The 18,162-nt window shown below is 70.4% G+C and carries 12 protein-coding genes; 8 read left to right on the top strand and 4 right to left on the bottom strand.

The features are described from left to right. Positions 1-102: 102 nt before the first annotated feature. On the bottom strand, positions 103-567 hold the full coding sequence (locus ACWFRF_RS21055; RefSeq protein WP_378995830.1) for a MarR family winged helix-turn-helix transcriptional regulator: 465 nt from the start codon (positions 565-567) through the stop codon (positions 103-105). Between the two features lie 105 nt (positions 568-672). Here ACWFRF_RS21055 and ACWFRF_RS21050 point away from each other — a divergent pair, with 105 nt between their 5' ends. The 3 genes from ACWFRF_RS21050 (at position 673) to ACWFRF_RS21040 (ending at position 3,036) form a co-directional block, all read left to right on the top strand. After that, positions 673-2,361 carry an MFS transporter gene (locus ACWFRF_RS21050; RefSeq protein WP_378995828.1) on the top strand — a complete coding sequence of 563 codons (1,689 nt, stop codon included), beginning with the start codon at positions 673-675 and terminating at the stop codon, positions 2,359-2,361. A gap of 20 nt (positions 2,362-2,381) precedes the next feature. Further along, on the top strand, positions 2,382-2,684 hold the full coding sequence (locus tag ACWFRF_RS21045; RefSeq protein WP_452451807.1) for a hypothetical protein: 303 nt from the start codon (positions 2,382-2,384) through the stop codon (positions 2,682-2,684). Between the two features lie 76 nt (positions 2,685-2,760). Then, a complete protein-coding gene (locus tag ACWFRF_RS21040; RefSeq protein WP_378995824.1) occupies positions 2,761-3,036 on the top strand; it encodes a hypothetical protein in 276 nt (91 codons plus the stop codon). A gap of 4 nt (positions 3,037-3,040) precedes the next feature. Here the strand turns inward: ACWFRF_RS21040 and ACWFRF_RS21035 are convergent, their stop codons facing one another. The 3 genes from ACWFRF_RS21035 to ACWFRF_RS21025 are packed head-to-tail and all read right to left on the bottom strand — an operon-like array spanning position 3,041 to position 9,035. After that, complete coding sequence (locus tag ACWFRF_RS21035; protein WP_452451805.1) at positions 3,041-4,609, bottom strand: dynamin family protein; 1,569 nt, start codon at positions 4,607-4,609, stop codon at positions 3,041-3,043. Further along, positions 4,606-6,444, bottom strand: a complete 1,839-nt coding sequence (locus ACWFRF_RS21030) for a dynamin family protein (RefSeq protein WP_452451803.1) — start codon at positions 6,442-6,444, stop codon at positions 4,606-4,608. Before ACWFRF_RS21030 ends, ACWFRF_RS21035 begins: the two co-directional genes overlap by 4 nt. Before the next feature lie 17 nt (positions 6,445-6,461). Beyond that, on the bottom strand, positions 6,462-9,035 hold the full coding sequence (locus tag ACWFRF_RS21025) for an IniB N-terminal domain-containing protein (protein ID WP_452451801.1): 2,574 nt from the start codon (positions 9,033-9,035) through the stop codon (positions 6,462-6,464). A gap of 292 nt (positions 9,036-9,327) precedes the next feature. On the opposite strand from ACWFRF_RS21025, the gene ACWFRF_RS21020 reads away from it, so the two are divergent. The 5 genes from ACWFRF_RS21020 to ACWFRF_RS21000 all read left to right on the top strand — a co-directional run bounded on the left by ACWFRF_RS21020 (position 9,328) and on the right by ACWFRF_RS21000 (position 17,666). Further along, positions 9,328-11,130 (top strand): Hsp70 family protein, encoded by a 1,803-nt coding sequence (locus ACWFRF_RS21020; protein WP_452451799.1) that lies wholly within the window; start codon positions 9,328-9,330, stop codon positions 11,128-11,130. Next, positions 11,120-13,633: a LuxR C-terminal-related transcriptional regulator gene (locus ACWFRF_RS21015; RefSeq protein WP_452451798.1), complete on the top strand. Its 2,514-nt coding sequence runs from the start codon at positions 11,120-11,122 to the stop codon at positions 13,631-13,633. Before ACWFRF_RS21020 ends, ACWFRF_RS21015 begins: the two co-directional genes overlap by 11 nt. Positions 13,634-13,677: 44 nt before the next feature. Continuing rightward, positions 13,678-14,772, top strand: coding sequence for a hypothetical protein (locus ACWFRF_RS21010; RefSeq protein ID WP_449967948.1), 1,095 nt, complete (start codon positions 13,678-13,680; stop codon positions 14,770-14,772). Between the two features lie 118 nt (positions 14,773-14,890). Further along, complete coding sequence (locus tag ACWFRF_RS21005; protein WP_378995809.1) at positions 14,891-16,252, top strand: S1 family peptidase; 1,362 nt, start codon at positions 14,891-14,893, stop codon at positions 16,250-16,252. 91 nt (positions 16,253-16,343) lie between these two features. Continuing rightward, positions 16,344-17,666, top strand: coding sequence for a S1 family peptidase (locus tag ACWFRF_RS21000; protein ID WP_449967951.1), 1,323 nt, complete (start codon positions 16,344-16,346; stop codon positions 17,664-17,666). The last annotated feature ends 496 nt before the right edge of the window (positions 17,667-18,162 follow it).

Below are 18,162 nucleotides of genomic sequence, written 5' to 3'. Positions count from 1 at the left end.
CCACCCGAAAAAATTTCCCTGCCCCCGAGCCATTCTTGCCACGAGTGCGCTCAACTGCAGCCCCCGATGCGCGATCGTGACGGTCCGGAGACCATCGGCGGGCTATCGGGTGAGGCCGGGATGGATGCCGGGACGAAGGCCGTTGCCCTCGGCGGTTCGGCGCAGGAGATCGAGGAAGAGCGCGCGGTCCTCGGGAGACAGGGGCGACAGGAGTTCGGCGTCCAGCTCGGCTACCCGCTGCTCGGCTCGGGCCAGGAGGGCATGGGCGGCGGGCAGGAGGTGGAGCGCGTATGCGCGCCGATCACTGGGGTGACGGCGGCGTTCCACGAGGTTGCGTTTCTCCAGGTCGTCCACCAGGCCGACCATGACATTGCGGTGGATCTCCAGCGCCTCGCCGAGTTCCTGCTGCGTGCGGCCGTCGTGGGCGCTCAGGAGTTTCAGCATGCCGAAGTGGCGGGGCTTGATGCCCAGCGGCGCCAGTAGATCGCTGAAGCGGTAGGCGGTATGGAAGCCCAGTTGGCCGAGGAGGAATCCGGCGTGGGTCGACAGCTGCGTCGGGTCGGTCACACCCCTACGATACGCCGATTAACGCACCATTCATGATTGCCCTATTGATTGATAATCACTCGAGGTGCATAGTTTGAGAGGTCCCCTACTCGAAGAGAGACTCTCGTGACTACCTCCCCCACTCCCCCCGCCCCGGATCCGCGGCGCTGGATCGCGTTCGCGGTGGTGCTGGCCGCCGGCTTCATGGATCTACTCGACGTGACGATCGTCAATGTGGCCGTGCCGAGCATCCGGAACGACCTGCACGCCGAGTACTCGCAGCTCGAATGGATCATCGCGGCTTACGTTCTCGCCTTCGCCGCGGTGCTGATCACCGGCGGCCGACTCGGCGACATCTACGGTCGCAAACGCGTGTTCCTCACCGGCATGGCCGGTTTCACGATCGCATCGGCGGCGTGCGGGCTGGCCACCGATCCCACCGTGCTCATCGGCTCCCGCTTCGCGCAGGGTGCGATGGGAGCGTTGATGGTGCCCCAGATCCTGGCCATCATCCAGACGACATTCCCGAAGGAGGAGCGGGCCAAAGCGATTGCCCTCTACAGCGGTGTCGGCGGGTCGGCCTCGGCGGTCGGTCTCGCGCTCGGCGGCGTGCTGGTGCAGGCCGACCTGTTCGGGCTGGCTTGGCGGCCGATCTTCTTGGTGAACATTCCGGTCGGCATCGCGGGGTTCATCGCGGCATGGTTCGTGATGAGCGATTCGAAGTCGGCCAGACCGCCCCGGCTCGACCCGGTCGGCATGGCGCTGTCGGTATCCGCGGTACTGCTGCTGGTCTACCCGTTGACCGAAGGACGTCGACTCGACTGGCCCGCATGGACTTTCGTGATGATGGGTGCGGCTCTCGCGGTGTTCGCCGGGTTCCTGTTCTACGAGCGCGGCCTTGCGCGGAAGGGGCGTTCGCCGCTGGTCGACCTCGGACTGTTCCGGTCGCGGCCGTTCGCGATCGGGCTGGGGACCTGGCTGCTCTTCTGGATCGCCATGGGTGGGTTCTTCCTGGTGTGGACGTTGTTCATGCAGGGTGGACTCGGGTGGTCGCCGCTGCGGGCCGGGCTCACCTCCGCGCTGTTCGCGGTGGGCGCCGGGGTGGGAGCGGGGCTTTCGGTCGGCGTGCTGGCCGCCAGGTACGGACGGCGGGTGTTGATGGCCGGGGCGCTGGTGAATGCGACGGGGTTCGCACTCTACGGCGCGATGGGTGTGCGATACGGGAGCGAGTTCACTTCCTGGCAGATGGCGCTGCCGTTGGTGATCACCGGTGCGGGGTTCGGGATGGTGGTGGCGCCGACGCTGGACCTGCTGCTCGGTCAAGTGCCGGTACGGGAGGCGGGGTCGGCTTCCGGACTGCTGAACACGGGACAGCAGTTGGGAACCGCGCTGGGCGTCGCGTTGGTCGGCGTGCTGTTCTTCACCGCGCTGGACCGGGATTCCGATCTCGGGGTGGCCGCAGTGACGCCCGAGATCCGGGCCGAGCTGGCCCTCGAAGGAATGCCGGTACAGCTCCAGGATCAGATCGTGGCCGGGTTCGCGGCATGCGTGCACGACCGGTCGGCGGAAGAGGACCCGGCCGTGACACCCCCTAGTTGTCAGTCGAATCCTGTTGGCGACGCGGCGGTTTCGCGCGTACTCGCGGAAGCGGGCACCGAGGCCAACGCGGTGAACTTCGCTCAGACGTTCCGGTACACGCTGTTCTACGGCGCCGGGATGCTGCTGCTGGTGTGTCTCGGATTCTTCGCACTGCCGAAGGAGGCAAAGCTGGAACAGCGCGTGCTCGATGATGAGCCGGAAATCGTCACAGTATGAAATATGAAGGGTGGAAGCACATGTACACAATCGATCTGCTGACCGTCGGGCGCGGGCGCGAAGTTGTCGATGCCGCGCTCGGCTATGTGGGCGGGCTCGGATATCGCGTCCTCGGGTCGACCACCGACGAGGAGGCGCTCGCGATCCTCGAGCGTGAGCAGGTTCGCCTGCTGGTGATCGGAGGTGGGGTGGAAGCCGAGTCCCGGAAGGAATTGACGGCTGCGGCTCAGGAGCACGGCGCCACCGTGATCCAGGCGCAGCGCGCCGGGCGCGGGATCGAGCAGTACCTCGCGGAGGAGGTAATGCCGGCACTGGGTGAGTGATCAGCGCTCGTTGCCCCGATTATTCGGGGCAACGATAGGGCTGCGAACAGTCTTGCCGGACACTAGTTTCGGAAGCATGCGTGCATCGATGGGCAAGGTTCAGTGGAAGCGGGCGTTCGGCGGGGTGGCCGTGATCGCCGCCCTGACCGGCGGGGGGATGGTCGCCTCCGCCGGGAGCGCCGTGGCCGACAGCGGCGTCGCCGTGGCCGATGACGGGTGCACGTTCTCGTCGGTCGGGGGATCGTGCAGTGACCCGGGGCCGGTGGGGAACGCGTTGATCGCGATTCGGGAGTTCGCGAAGAGCCTGGGGTACGGGACCGGAAGCTCCTCGGGAACCGCCTACTTCCTCTGACCGGCTAGGTGGTCCGCGACTGAGGGAGTTCGGCCAGAATTCCCTCGGCGCTGCGGGCCGCGGCGCGGCAGGCAGTGGCGGTCGATCGGTCGGCCAGCGGGTGGGCCGCTCGGGCACGCCAGGTGCGGACGGCGGAGAACGCCGTGGCACGCAACGAATTCGAGTCGGCCTCCGCGGGCAGTCCGAGGCGTAGATGCGCCGCCACGCCGGCGCCGCCCAGCATGCGGTACAGGTCGGCGAGTACCGGTGGCGGCAACGGCAATTCGTCGGTGCGCAGGCGCCCGAGCAGCCGGAGTTCGGTGAAACCGTGCACATCGGCGAGCCGAGCACGCACGCGCGGCCGCAGGCGATCGGCTTCGGTACCGGGGTAGGCGGCCAGGATCCGGTCCAGCGTGCTCAGCGCCGAATGCGCCTTCAATTCCTCAGCGCGCTGGCCGAATTGGACCTCCAAGACCGAGCGCAGTTCCTCGATGCCGCTGCGAGCCGCCAATTCCGCCGCCAGCGCGGAAGAATCGCGGGCGCCGAGCCGAATCAGCATGGTGGCCATGCGAATTCCGAACAGGCCGAAGCGATCGACCAGCTGCGCACGCAGTTCCGGATCGACCGGCAGCGCGACATCGGCGCGAGCGAATCGATCCGCCGAGAGCAACGCGATCCCGAGATCCTCCGCGGGCACCGTGGACAGCGCCTCGAACGCCGCGAACTCCGGCTGTCGCAGGGTCGCCGCGGCGAACGCGAGCAGCCCGGCCACCGGAATCACCGCCTGGCACAGGCCGGTTCGCTCCAGCTCGTCGGCGAACCGGGCGGCGACATCGCGGGCCGAATGCAGCGCGTCGATGCGACCGGAGCCGATCTCGTCGGCGCGCGACACCACCCCGATCACACCGAGCGGCCCCGAACCACCGGCGCCCGCACCGATCTGCTCGAGAAAACGCACGTCGGCGGCATCGAGACGGCGCAACAGATAGACAACGGCGTCGGCGCCGGACACCGACAGCGGCGCGGCCCGCGAATCATCCTCGACATCGGCGGGAGTGAGCAGTCGTGCGGTGCGCAGCGACACCTCACGCGACAGCGACGACGTGCCAGGGGTGTCGATGATCGTGGTCTGCGACAACGCGGCCGACGGCCACCCGACCTCGAGATGGTCCACCGCCCGGGGACCGCGCGCATCCCAGCTCAGACCGTTCAGGTCGAAGGTCAGTCCGTGCGCGCCGCTGCCGCGCCGCACGATCACATTCGCGCGCGAGCCGTCGACCGCGTGCGCGGTGACCGTGGGGGTAGCGGCGTCGCGGTACCAGGTGACGACGCGGGTGCACTCGGTGGCGTCGGTCGGGGCGACGGCCTGGCCCACCAGCGCGTTCAGCAACGTCGACTTGCCCGCCTTGATCGAACCGGCCAGCGCGACCCGCAGCGGCTCACGCAAGCGGTATTCGCAGTCGGCCAGCAGCGCGCGCACGTACTCGTCGCGGCCGAACGCCCGCGCCGCCGCGCCGATCAGCTCGTGCGCTTCGGCCAGGATCCTCGATGTGGTCCGGTCGCCGGGCGCGGCGGTGTCGAAACGGTGGGTCACCCAGATACCGTACCGTCGGCCCGTCTCAGTTCGATCTGCATCGATTCCGCGTAGCGGCGCAACTCGGCCACCGCGTGCAGTTGGCGTTCCAGCACGACGGTGCGCTCGGCGCGGTGTGTGGCGGCCATCGCCGCCGCCTCCTGTGCGGCCCGCAGGGAAGCGTCGATCGACCGCAGGCTGCGCTCGGCCACCCCGGCGAAGTGGTCGCGCAGCGCACGGTGGATGCGGTGCAGCCGGTCCTTGGTGTCCTTGGCTGCCTGGAACGCCACGTCGTCGAGGAACCGGCGCACCTCACCGTTGGCCTCGACGCGGCGGCGCGCCAGCCGGGCCGACTTGTCGTCGCGATAGGCCTTGCCGCCCACGATCAGGCCCGCGCCGAGCGAGATCGGGTTCAGCATGGCCAGGCCGGCGAAGGTCGTGGCGAGCCCGATCATCAGCACGCCGCCGTAGGAGCCGCGCATACCGACCAGCACCTTGCTCGTGAAGCCGATATCCGGCTCGAGATCGGCCAGGGAACCCGAACTGGCCAGGCCGCTCTCGTCGTCCATCCCGGAGTGCACCTCCGGCAGATCGACCGCGCCGACCTCGGCGAAATGGCCCGCGATCCGTTCGGCGAGCAGCTCGGCTCGGCGGTGGGTCAGCAGAAGGTTGTCGCCGAGGGCGGTATCGACGGAGCCGGTCAGCCATTCCGTGATCGCGCCCCAATGCCTGCCCGGGTCGTTCTCGTCGATCCACTCCTGGCCCGTGCGGGCGATACCGCGCAGACGATCGCGCAGGTCGTGATCGACGTCGCCCACGAGGTCGGTGATGCCATCGGTGAGGGTCTGCTGCCAGCTCGCGGTGCGCCGCTGCAACTCCTCGGCGGCCGCACGCGCCGACTGCAACTCGTTGACCGCTGCCGCGCCACCGGCCGGATCGCGCAGCGCCACCAGCTCGCTGCCCAGCGCCAGCGCCAGATGCTCTGCGGCCGAATGCAATTCCCGAGCCACGGCCTGCCGCGTGACCGCCTGATCACGGGCGACGACCCGATCGCGCAGGAAACCGAACAGCACGCCGAAACCGGACTCCAGGCCCAGCTGCGCGTCCTGCAAGCGCAGGGCGTGCGCACGCAGCAGCGCCGATACCGGGATCAGGGCGACATCGGTTTCCGCGCGAGTCAGATGGGCTCGGTCGGCCTCCAGCACCTGCCGCCAGTGCGGGTAGAGGTCGGTCTTGGTGAGCAGAACGGCGACCACGGGACACATTTCGCGGATCTGCCGGACGAAGGTGAGTTCGGGTTCGGTGAGCTCGGTGGAGGCATCCGAGAGCACAAGCACGGCGTCGGCGGCCGCGGCCAGGCTGAGCACGCCCGCGGTGCCGGCACTTCCGTGGCCGCCGACGCCAGGGGTATCGATCAGGACGATGCCGTCGGCCAGCAGCTGACTGGGCAGCTCGGCTTCGATCCGCACGACCTGTCTGCCCTGCGCCAGTGGCGTGCGGGTATCGACGGTTCCGATCTCGTCGAACGGGATCTCGACCCGCGATTCGTCGGTACCCGGCGCGGTGAGCACCAGGTACGCCCGCTGCTGCGCACCGTAGGACAGCTGCAGGGGCAACACGGTGGTCGCGTCGTCGCCGACCCGGCACACATCCAACCCGAGCAGTGCGTTCACGAACCTGCTCTTGCCCTGACCGAGCTGACCGGTGACGACGATCCGGTGCCGCGGGTCGCGCACCCGCACGGCCACCTTCTCCAGACGCCCGACCAGGTCGTCACGGCCCGCGGCGTGGGCCGCCGCGACGGTGTCGGACAACACCGTCGTCAGCGGCACCACGTTCGGTGCGAGAACAGTCATGCCTTCGCCCGTTTCGCTCAGTGGAACAGTCCGTCGGTGTGCACGTCGGCACCGCTGTCGGTGACGGTGCTCGATTCACCGAACAGCGACGTCTCGGCACCACCGAGGCTGGAACCGTGCAGGCCCGAACCGAACGCGCTCGATACGTCGACGCCGGACCAGGTGTCGGCCGCGGTGGTGACCGCGCCATGAGTGGTGCCGGAAGCGTCGATCTGGGTGGTCGAGGTCGACGTGGTCTCGCCGGAGAGGCCGCCGACCGCCGCGGTGCCGCCCTGCGCCGCGCCGTCGACGGCGGAGGTGAAGCCGCCGGTCACCTGGGTGCCGCCGGTGATCGCGCCCGACAGTCCCGCATCGCCGAGGCCGCCGAGGCCGGTCTCGAGACCGGTTCCCGTTTCGGCGCCGCCGATCGCGGAACCTGTCAGGCCGGTCTCCACGGCACCGGTCAACCCGGTCTGGGCACCGCCGACGGCGGAACCCGCGAGGCCGGCGCCTGCGTCGGCCACACCGTTGAGGCCCGCGTGGGCGCCACCGGCCAGATCGACTGCGCCGTTCACTCCTGCCTGCGCACCCGAGGCGAGCGAACCGGTCACGTCGGTGCCGACAGTCGTCGCGGTCTCGAGGCCGCCGTGCAGACCCGTGGTCAGCCCGATGCCCGACGTGGTGGACAGCGCTGATTCCACTCCGGTCGTGATCTGTCCGGAGCCGCCGCCGGTGAGCAGTTCGTCGACCCCGAACCCTGCCCCACCCGTGAAGCCACCGGTCAGATCCGTACCCGCCGACACTGCGCCGCCCAACCCGGTTTCGAGACCGGTGCCCAGGTCCGCGCCCGCGCCGACCACGCCGTCGAGACCAGTGATCGCCGACGTGGTGGCGGCCGCGCCCAGCCCGCCGGCGGCCTGTGCCCCCACGTTGGCTGCGGCGCCGAGCCCACCGGCAGCCTGCGTGCCCGCGTTGGCTGCGGCACCGAGACCACCGCCGACGCCGGCACCGAGTCCTCCCGCGGCGGTGGTCGCACCGCTCAGACCGGCATCGAGACCACCGCCGAGACCAGCGGCGACATCGACCGCACCATCCAAGTCGGCGGCGATATCGCCGCCCACGGCCAACGCCCCGCCGAGACCAGCGCCCGCACCGACCGCACTCGACAACGCGCCACCCAGACCGGCACCGGCCGCACCGGTCAGCTCGCCACCGAGACCGACTCCGGTACCCACCGCGCCGTCTAGACCAGCGGCGAGATCCGCGCCTGCGCCTGCCGCACCCGTGAGCGCACCGCCCAGACCCACACCCGCACCGGCGGCACCGCCCAGCGCAGCATCCAGCCCGGTCTCGAGTTCGGCCCCCGCGCCGACCGCACCCGTGAGCGCCTCACCGAGACCAGCACCCGCACCGACCGAGCCGGCCAGGCTGCCGCCAAGACCCGCGGCAAGGTCCGTCCCCGCGCCGACCGAGCCGGCCAGGCTGCCCCCGAGACCCGCGGCAAGATCCGTCCCCGCGCCCACCGCACCCGACAGGGCACCGTCGAGACCGGCACCGATTCCACCGTTCAGCGTGGTGTCGAGACCCGCACCAAGATCCGCGCCGGAACCAACCGCGCCGTTCACAGCACCACCCAGACCAGCAGCCAAGTCACCACCAACACCAGCCGCGCCCGTGAGCGCCCCACCGAGACCAGCACCCGCGCCGACCGAGCCGGCCAGGCTGCCGCCAAGACCCGCGGCGAGGTCGGTCCCCGCGCCGACCGCACCCGACAGGGCACCATCGAGACCGGCACCGATTCCACCGGACAACGTGGTGTCGAGACCCGCACCGAGATCCACACCGGCACCAACCGCGCCGTTCAGCGCACCACCGAGACCAGCAGCAAGGTCACCACCAACACCCACCGCACCGTTCAGCGCACCGCCAAGACCAGCAGCAAGATCACCACCAACACCCACCGCACCGTTCACAGCACCACCCAGACCAGCAGCCAAGTCACCACCAACACCGGCCGCACCGTTCAGCGCACCACCCAGACCAGCAGCAAGATCACCACCAACACCCACCGCACCGTTCAGCGCACCGCCGAGGTTCGCGCCGAGGTCGAGGGCGCTGTCGATCGCGCCGTTCAGGCCGAGGCCCGCGCCGAGGGCGCCGGTCACACCGGCGGCCAGGTCGGCGCCGAGGCCGGCGTTCACATCGACGTTCGCGCCGGTGACGGCGTCGAGTGCCACATCGAGGCCGGCGCCTACCTGAGCGGCGGCGCCGGCGACGACCGAGGCCACAGCGCCGAGGCCGGCGTCGAGACCGAGGTCGAGTTCGGCATCCGCCGCCGCGGCCGCGGTGACGGCGGCCGCAGCGGTGGCCGTGCCTGCCAGGGCCGCGCTCGTGCTCGCCGCGGCGCCGGCGGCTACGATCGCCTGCAACTGGGAGCCGCCGCTGACCAGCGCGGATTCCGCCACCATGGGGGCGACGGCGGAAATGTCCTCCGGGGTCACCACGAGGCCAGCCTCAGCCAGCGCGAGGCACGGGTTGGCGCAGTAGCCTGCCGCGGCCTCGGGGTCGCGCAGCAGATTGAGGATGAACTCCAGAATCGCGTTCGGTGTCATCGAGATCAGCTCCTCCAGATCATGGGCGGTGATGCCCGATCTGTTTGTCGTTGGAATGTCTTTCACGCTAGGCGGGCCCGTCGTTACAGGTAACGGGGCGAATACCTAGTCCCGCCGGGCGTACCCCATTAGGGGCCGACCACCGATTAGGGGAATTTCCCCGTACTTGCCCCATCGCAGGTAACAGCTGTCCCCTAGCAACCGACAGATCGAGTGGGACGCTGCCATCGGCGATCTCGCTGTACACAAGCGTTTACCGGCCCACCGGAAGTCCTGCGAACGGGGTTGTCCAATGACAGAGCGTCTGGCGCTCGGCATCACTGTCGGAGCGGCGAATTCGGCCGCCGCGGCCACGACAGCCGACGGGACCGGTGCCACCGTTCGCACTCATCGCAGCGCACTGATGCTCGGCGCCGACGGATCGGTGAGCTTCGCCGACACCATGCGCCACCATCGCGGGGTTGTCGTCGACGACTACGTGTCCAGGGTCGGCGATCCGGTGGATCTGCTGGCCGAGGACGGTTCCACCCACGACGCAGCCGATTTGGTCGCCGCCGCGACCCGTGCGCTGATCGCCGAACTCTCCGGTGTCGCCACCGAGGTGCCCACCACCGTCGCGTGCTACCCGGCATGGTGGCCGGAGCACACCGTCGAGGCCGCCAGGTCCGCGCTGGCCCGCGCCGGCCTGCCCGAAGTGACGCTGGTGCCCGAGCCGCTGGCCGCGGTGCGCCGATACGAGATCGAGCACGGACAGCTCGAAGACGGCGCGCTGGTCGTGTACGACCTCGGCGCGAGCGGTTCGACCGTGTCGGTCCTGCGCACCGGCGAGCAGGCCGGACTGCTCGGCACCCCGGTGCACAGCACCGCGATCGCCGGTTCCGAATTCGATCTACTGACCATGCGCTATGTGCTGGCAAATGTTCTGAACGGAAACGACATAGATCCATTCGATCCCGTTGTCGAAGAAGAATTGTCGGCATTGCGAGAACGCTGCAGAATTGCGAAAGAAGAACTCTCCAGAATTACCGCGACGGCGATTCCGGTCGGCATGCTCAACCCCGCGATCCACACCGAACAGGTCCGGCTGACCCGGGGCGAACTCGAAGATCTGCTGCGCCCGATCCTGCTCGACTCGATGAGCCTGCTCCAGGACGCGGTGCGCCGCGCCGAACTCACCCTCGGTGATGTCGGCCGGGTGCTGCTCACCGGTGGCGGTGGCGCGATTCCCCTGGTCGCCGAGCTGATCTCGACCGAATTCGGCGTGCCGGTGATCGCCTGCGCCGACCCGGCGACCTGCACGGCACGCGGCGCGGCCGAGATCGCCCTCGATGTCGCCGCGATCAGCGTGCCCACCGAGGCCATCCCGGTCGTGCCGGTAGCACCGGCATCGGCTGCTGCGGCACCGGTTGCCGAGGGACTCGCACTGCCACCGTCCGAGCCGGTACGGACCAAGATGTTCACGGCCAAACGCTCGGCGATCGTCGCGGCGGCGGCCTTGACCATGGCCGCGCTCGCCACCGGCACCCTCGCCCTCGGTGGCGCCACCCAGTTCTCACCCACCGGACCCGCCGAGACCACCGTGGCCCCATCGGCCCCCGGCGCCCCCGCGGCGACCGGCACGGGCGGTGCGGCCGGCACGGCGAATGCCACGAACTCCGTGGTCACCGACCCGGCCAAGCCGGGCGCGGTCGGCACACCAGCGCCATCGGGCGCGATCCCGGTCGGTACGACCGACGCCGGGGTTCCTGGCGGCACGCCCGCGGCGGGAACTCCGGCACCCGCCGCAGCACCCACCGGTGGAGCACCCGCCGACGGAACACCGGCGACAGCGGGCCAGCCAGGCCCCACCGAGCAGCAACCGGCCCAGGCGCCGCCCGCAGGGCAGTCCCCCGCGCCCGCCCCGGCTCCGGCGCCGGCGCCTGCCCCCGCACCAGCACCCGCCCCGGCGCCCGCTCCCGCACCGACCCGGCCGCAGGTCCCCACCATCAAGGTCGACCCCGGCGGCCTGCTCGACGACGTGGGCGGCGCGGTCGGCGAAACCCTCGAATCGGGTACGCAACTGCCCGGCAAGGTCCTCGGAGGAAATGGTGGCTGAGATCGCCCACGACACCTTCCCGAATGCCCGAACCATTTTCCGCGATCTCGACAACGCCGACCAGCAGACGGTGCTGCTCTTGATCCGAGGCCGGGCCGGGACCGGAAAGACTTTCCTGCTCGACGCCGTTCGCGCACGCCTGCGTCGCCGCGGCATACCGGTGGTCGAATCCGCCGCCGACGATGTCGAGAACGGGGTTCCCGACCGGGCAGTGCTCGTCGCCGACAATATCCACAGCTACAGCGACGCCGAGCTTCGCGCACTCTGCGAGGCCATCGAAACCGGGCAACGCTCGGTGGTGCTGACCACCCAGCCTCGGCCACACGATCCCCAGCTGCGCGCGCTGGCCGACGCGGTGGCACGCAACGGCCGCACGGTGGATCTGCGAGCACTGGGAAGTGCCCACATCACCTCGTTCGCCAGGGAACTCGGCGTGGCCGTGTCCCAGCCGCTCGCGGCGCGTATCCATCAGCTCACGGCGGGCATTCCCGGCGGTGTCGTCGCGGCGTTGAAGGGCGCCCACGCCGCGTCGCTGGAAACCTGTGAGGCAGCGGTCGACGAAGCCGTCACCGTCTGGACGCGGACGCTGCTGGAAGCGGTCGAACCCGAGTTGCTCGAAACGCTGGTCATCGCGGCGACCGGAACCGGACTGGACGCGACAGAACTCACCGAGGTGCTCGGTGTCGACACCGCCACCGCCCACGACCTGATCGACCGGGCCAGGTCGGGCGCCCTGGTCACCGATGCCGACCTGCTCCTCGCGCCCGCCGTCGGTCCGCTGCGGACGTTGCTCGGCGATCGTCGCTATGTCGATGTGCAGCGCAGGCTGCTCACCGCGCGCCTCGACGCGGGTCTGCTCCGCGACCGCACCGCACTGATCCTGGCCGAGTCCGGCGTCGTCGATGCCCGGCTCGCCGAGTTCCTCTGTCGCACAGCCGAGAAATCCGACGAGGCGACCCGCTGCTACGCGGCGGCGGCCGCGGCAGGCGCGGCAATGGAGTCGATCGCGCTGCGCTGGGCCGAGGCCGCCGCGCACGCGGGTGACACCGACACCGCGCTACGCCTGGCCGAACCGCTGCTGACCGCCGAGAACGTCGCACGCGCCGACCTCGTCGCCGCGGTGCGCATCTGCGCGAGCGTTCTCATCCGCCGAGGACTGGTGAGCCGTGCGGCCGCCCTGTACAACTGGCTCGGACCCGACCGCATCGGCGCCGACTGGGCGCCCGCGGCGATGGTCCTCACCCTGGCCGGTGAACAGGCCGGCGCCGCGCGCATGTCCGAAGCAGCACAGCACTGGCCGCCGACCGAGGCCGACGCGGGCGCTCGGCTGATCGCGGGCGCGCTCGACGAATCGCTCGACCCGCACGGAACCGGAACGGCCGCGGCGATTTCCGCCCTGATCCAGGCGGGCAACACCGACACCGGCGACGATCGCTATCTGCCCTGCTCGGCGGTCTCGATCGCCACGCTGCTCTGCCTCGGCAGCGGCGAGCCCCGTCGCGCCGGTGACGCGCTGCGCCGGGCGGCGGGCATGGGTGGTGGCCGGCAACTTCCGGTGCTGACGGCGTGGACCGCACTGCTCGGCGGCGACGAACGCCGTGCCGCGAGCACTCTCGCCGAGATCGACATCCCCGCCCTCGCGCCCCGCGATCAACTCCTCGCCCACGCCCTGACCGTGGGACTGGCCCGGCGCGGCGGCGATCACGCCGCCCTGGCTCGCGCGTGGCACGCGGCCTGCCCACTGTTCGACGAGCTGGAAGCCGACCTGTTGAGCCTGTTGCCGATCGGCGAACTGTGGCTGGCCGGTATCCGCCTTGGCGACGCGCGCCGGATCGAACCGCTCGTCGATGCCGCCAGGGTGCTGGTCCGCAAAGTGGGCCGCGCACCCGCCTGGACCAATTCCTTTCACTGGTACGGCGTGCAGGCCGCGCTGGCCGACGAGTCGCCCCGAGCGCTGCTGCCCCACGCCCACGCGCTGAAGACGGCGGCGGAAGCGGGTGACCGGCAGGCCACCGTGCTGGCCGACGCCGGGCGCACCTGGGTGCTCGTGCTGCGGGGGCAGGTGGCGGCGGCCGATGTGGAGGCCGCGGTCTCGGCACTGGCCGAGCTCGGGCTCACCTGGGACGCCGCCCGCCTGGCCAGCGAGGCAGCCCTCGCGGCGAGCGACTCGACCACCGCCACCGCCTTGCTCAAGCTCGCGCGTTCGGTGCGCACGCAAGCCCAGCCGGTCGAGCCGCTGCGACCGACCACACAACCACAGCCGCCCGCAGCCGGTCCCACGCCCCTGACCGGCGAGTCCGGCGCACTGAGCGACCGGGAACGCGAGGTGGCCGAGCTGGTCCTGCTCGGTCTGACCTATCGCGAGATCGGCGCGAGGCTGTACATTTCCGCGAAGACCGTAGAGCATCACGTCGCGCGGATCCGACGTCGACTAGGCGCGCGCTCACGATCGGAATTACTGTCAATGCTGCGCGCGATGGGACACGGCCGATTGCTGGTGTGACTCGCGCGGACGATGTCGACGCCGAAGTGAGGGGTGTTCCGCCGATGGCCACTGGGGTCGGCCTGCGTATCGCCGATGACGAATGCATCGCCGCGGTGGTCACCGAGGACGGCACGGTTCAGGTGATCGAGCGTGCTTCGGTTCTGCACATGTCCGACGACGGTGACGCCGCCCTCGGCGGACCAGCTCCCACCGGGCATGCCCACTCGATCGCCGGTTTCGTGCGCGCGATCGGGGATCCGGCCGGTGTCGATGTCGACGGCGGCGAGGCCTACCGTGCCGAAGACCTCCTCGCGACGGCGATGTTCTGCCTGATCGATCTCACCACCGAGCACCTCAGCGGCCCGGCCGAGTTCTACGCCACCCACCCCGCGGCCTGGTCGACCGAGGTCGTGCGCGGCGTACGCGAGGCTTTGGACTATCTGGGCTTGAAGTCGGTGGCCCTGCTCGGCGAGGACGAGCTGCCCCAGCCCGCGAACGGCGCCGATCCCGGTAAGACCTTCGCCAACGCCGCCGCCCAGGCGGCGCTGGTCGCGGTGCTGGCAACCCCGGCCGGCGCGACCCCGCCCGACCCGATCGTCACCGAGAACGCCACGATCGCCACCGATGTGATGCCCGCGCTGCCGCCGCCCGCGGTGACCGCGCAGGCATACTCGGCGGCGCTGCCGGTCTCACCGCTGCCGACGAAGGCGATGGCGCCGATCGCGCCCGCCCCGATCGCGGAGCCCGCGGTGGTGCCCGCCCGCGAACCCGCGCGCAACAAGACCCCGCTGCTGATCGCCGCCGCCGCGCTCATCGGCCTGCTGCTCGGCGGGGTCGCGGTCTCGGTCCTGATCCGCGATTCCGAAACCGTCGCACCGCCGACGATTTCCGATGCCAGCCCGGAAACGCTGTCGCCCACCTCGGCGCCCGCGCCGCCTCCGCCGCCGGTCGTCGAGTCGACCACGCCCCCGCCGGTCACCACGACCGACGAACCGGAGCCGCCGACCACCGAGGCGCCGCCGACGACCACCCCGGAGCCGACCACCACCCCGCCGACGACCCCACCGAGCCCCACCACCACCAAGCCCCGGTCGCCCTTCGGGACCTACCCGCCGGGCTATCTCCCCGCGCCCCTGACCATCCCGGGGCAGCGCTGAATCCAGCAGCCGGACGGTAACCGCGCCAGCTGGGCGAGCGTGCCCTAGAGTGATGCGCTGACCGACATGATCGCCGCCGGCGGTGTTCTCGGTCACTGGTTGTCGACGAAGGGATTTCATGCGCAAGTTGGTGGCGCGTCGCGCCGCGGTCAAGGCAGCCTCCGCCGGGTTCGCCGCGACTGTTCTTCTCGCACCCCTGCTCGGATCCGGCATCGCGTCATCGGAACCTGCTGCGCCACTACAACTTTCGGCCGATGCGTTACCCGGTGAATTGGTGACCGCACTGTCGCGTGACCTCGGGATGACCCCCACCGAGTACCTCGATCGTGCCGCGCGCGCCCAGCAGTTGCGCGACTACGCGACCGACTTCCGTGCCGCGAACCCCGACACCTTCGCCGGCGCCTGGCTCACGCCCGAGGGCAAGGCCGTCGTCGCCACCACCGATGCCGAGGCGGGCAAGCTCGTCACCGCCGCCGGCTACCAGACCCACCTCGCGCCGATCTCGGCCGGCGGGCTGGAAGGCGCGCTGGTGCAACTGAGTCAGTGGGTCGCCAGCCTGCCGCCCGCGATCTCCGCGCCGATCAGCTCGATCGCGATCGACGTGCTCAACAGTCAGCTCGTGCTCAACGTGGCCAACACCGGCACCGGCCACATGCTCAACCTGCCCACCCTGATCGCCACCATCAAGGTGGTGCTCTCGCCCGGCGGCGGCGGCCCGGTGGAGTACAAGCCGATGGGCGGCGACACCTACATCACCGCGAAGAAGGACCTGCACGACGCCGACCTGCGCGGCGTGGACGTCTGCTCGTTCGGGTTCAACAGCACCGACGCCGCGGGCAACGCGCTCAATATCTCCGCCGGCCACTGCAACCCGAACGTCGACAACGGCGGCACGGCCTCGGTCTACGTCCCGAACGTGCGCGACATCCCCAACAGTCCCGAAGTCGGCACCTTCGCCCGCGCGGTACTCGGCGGCCCCGCCTCGCTGGACTACTCGGTGATCAAGCTCAACGAGCGCGCGGTGAACGCGGGCATGGACCAGCCTCGCGTGCGCGGCGCCGAGGGCACCACCCTGACGATCACCGGCACCGCCGAACCCGTCACCGGCGCACCGGTCTGCAAGACCGGCCAGTCCTCCACCTTCACCTGTGGGTTCGTCTCGGCCGATCACGTGGAGACCCAGCTGTTCACCGAGGCGGGCGTCAGCAAGACGATCCGCGGCTTCGCCAGCACCGCCTGCACCCTCGGCGGCGACAGCGGCGGCGCCATCGTGTCCGGCACGCTCGCCCTCGGCATCACCAGCGGCTCGAACGCCTCCGGTGCGCCCAACTGCACCGAGGCCAACACCCAGCTCGCCCCCTACGGCGGCACCGCGTCGCTCGGCGTCCCGATCCGGCCCATCCTGGCCGACATCGAGGCCACATCGGGCGGCGGCCTCGGCACCGGAATCATGGTGCGCACCAAGCCCAACGCGGGCTGAGCGGGGACAAATCACCGACCGGACCGGGTGAGCGAAATCTCTTGCCCGGTCCGAGTAGGCATAAGTCGCTCGAGCCCATATAGTTCCGATCATGCTCCTGCCACGTATGGGTCGTACCCCGTCCGCGCGAAGCTCGAGAAGAGCTCGGAAATCGATAATCGCCGCTTCGGCGGCGTTTCTGCTGTTCGGCCCCACGATGGCGGTTGCCGACGCGCAGCCCGCGCGCGCAGATCTGCCCGCCCAGCTCATCGAGGCGGTCACCCGGGATCTGAAGATCTCCCCCGACGAATACCTGCGCCGCGCCGACGTCGCGCAGCAGGTCGCCGCGTTCTCCACCACCGCGCAGCGTCAGTTCCCGCAGGTCTTCGCCGGTTCCTGGCTGAGCGACCAGGGCAACGCCGTCATCGCGCTGTCGCACGGCCCCGGCGCCGACCAGGCCCGGGAAGCCGCGCAGTCGGCCGGTTTCGAGGTCCGCAACGTCGCCAAGAGCGAGTCCACCCTGCGCGGCGAGAAGACCGCCTTCGAGAACTGGCTCGCCGCCGCACCGCCGGAGATCTCCGCGCTGGTGCGTGGCGTCGTCGTCGACACCGTGAACAACTCGATCGCGGTCCGCGTGCAGCAGGCCGGGCTCCCGCTGCCCAGCTTCATCGACCCCTCCCGCGTCATCGTCACCGCACCGCCGGTGGCGGGCGAGCGCGTCGACCTGACCGCCACCCCCGTCGCCGGTGACGGCAACGGTGCGCTGGCAGGCGGCGACGGCTACGCCTCGGTGATCGGCCGCAGCTCGCTGCGCTGCTCGCTCGGCTTCAACGGCACCGACCGCTCCGGCAACGTCATCAACATCTCGGCGGGCCACTGCAACCCCGACATCGAGTCGGCGGGCACCGGCAACGCCGCCGCCGTGTACGAGGTCAACGGCGACCGCGCGGGCGCCCAGCTCGGCACCTTCCAGAAGTCGGTGCTCGGCGAGCAGGACTACTCGATCATCCGCGTCAACGACAACGCGCGCGCCCGCTTCGAGAACAACCTGGTCCGCATCCCCGGCCAGGCCCCCATCCCCGTCGACGGCGTGGCCACCCCCGTGGTCGGCGCCCCCGTCTGCAAGTCCGGTGCCCGCACCGGCTTCAGCTGCGGCGTGATCAACGGTGTCGACCAGACCGTCCAGGTCGGCGACCGCCAGCTCACCCAGAGCTTCTCGGCCAACATCTGCGCCCTCCCCGGCGACTCCGGCGGCGCCATCGTCACCGGCCGCCTGGCCCTCGGCATCTCCAGCGCCTCCTCGGTCGCGGATTTCCCGATCTGCGAGATCCCGAACATCATCGGTGCCATCACCGGCGACACCCCCCAGCTGTTCGCCCAGCCCCTGACCGTCGTCCTCTCGGACAACCCCGGTCTGTCGGTCCGCACCAACTGATCACCACCATGTAGGCACAGAGCAGCCCCGAAAAGGCCGGTAGCACTCCCGCTACCGGCCTTTTCGGCTGCCTGGGCCGCCTTCCCCGAGTCTTCAGCGTGTCGTCCGGTAGCTCGACCGTCAGCCCTCGGCCTTACGTCATGTGCGTATCGGCTGGGAGGTGGCTGCGGAGTTACCCCTGTCCGCACGTGATCAGCGGGTCACCCCCGCCACCCAACCCCCACCACCTCCGCACAGCCCCCAACCAGGCGCCTACCGCACTAAAAACAGCCACACCCGCCTCGTGCCTCTGACCCGCTACCGCACCCCAGCCACGCCCTCCACCCAAAGTCCGCCACACCACCAGCCACACCGTGCACCCCGGGTCCGCCATGACCGCACTCCCAACCCCGCCCCCGCGACCCCTAGGGAGCGGCGGCCACGAAGTGGCCGGTCCGCGGCCGGGCCGCCGGTTAGGCGCCGCGGAGATGCGACGAAGGAGCGATTCCGCGGCGCC

This window comes from Nocardia sp. NPDC055165, from assembly GCF_053606985.1.
The sequence above is the reverse complement of the archived record's forward strand: the minus strand, read 5'-3'. Positions and strand labels throughout refer to the sequence as shown.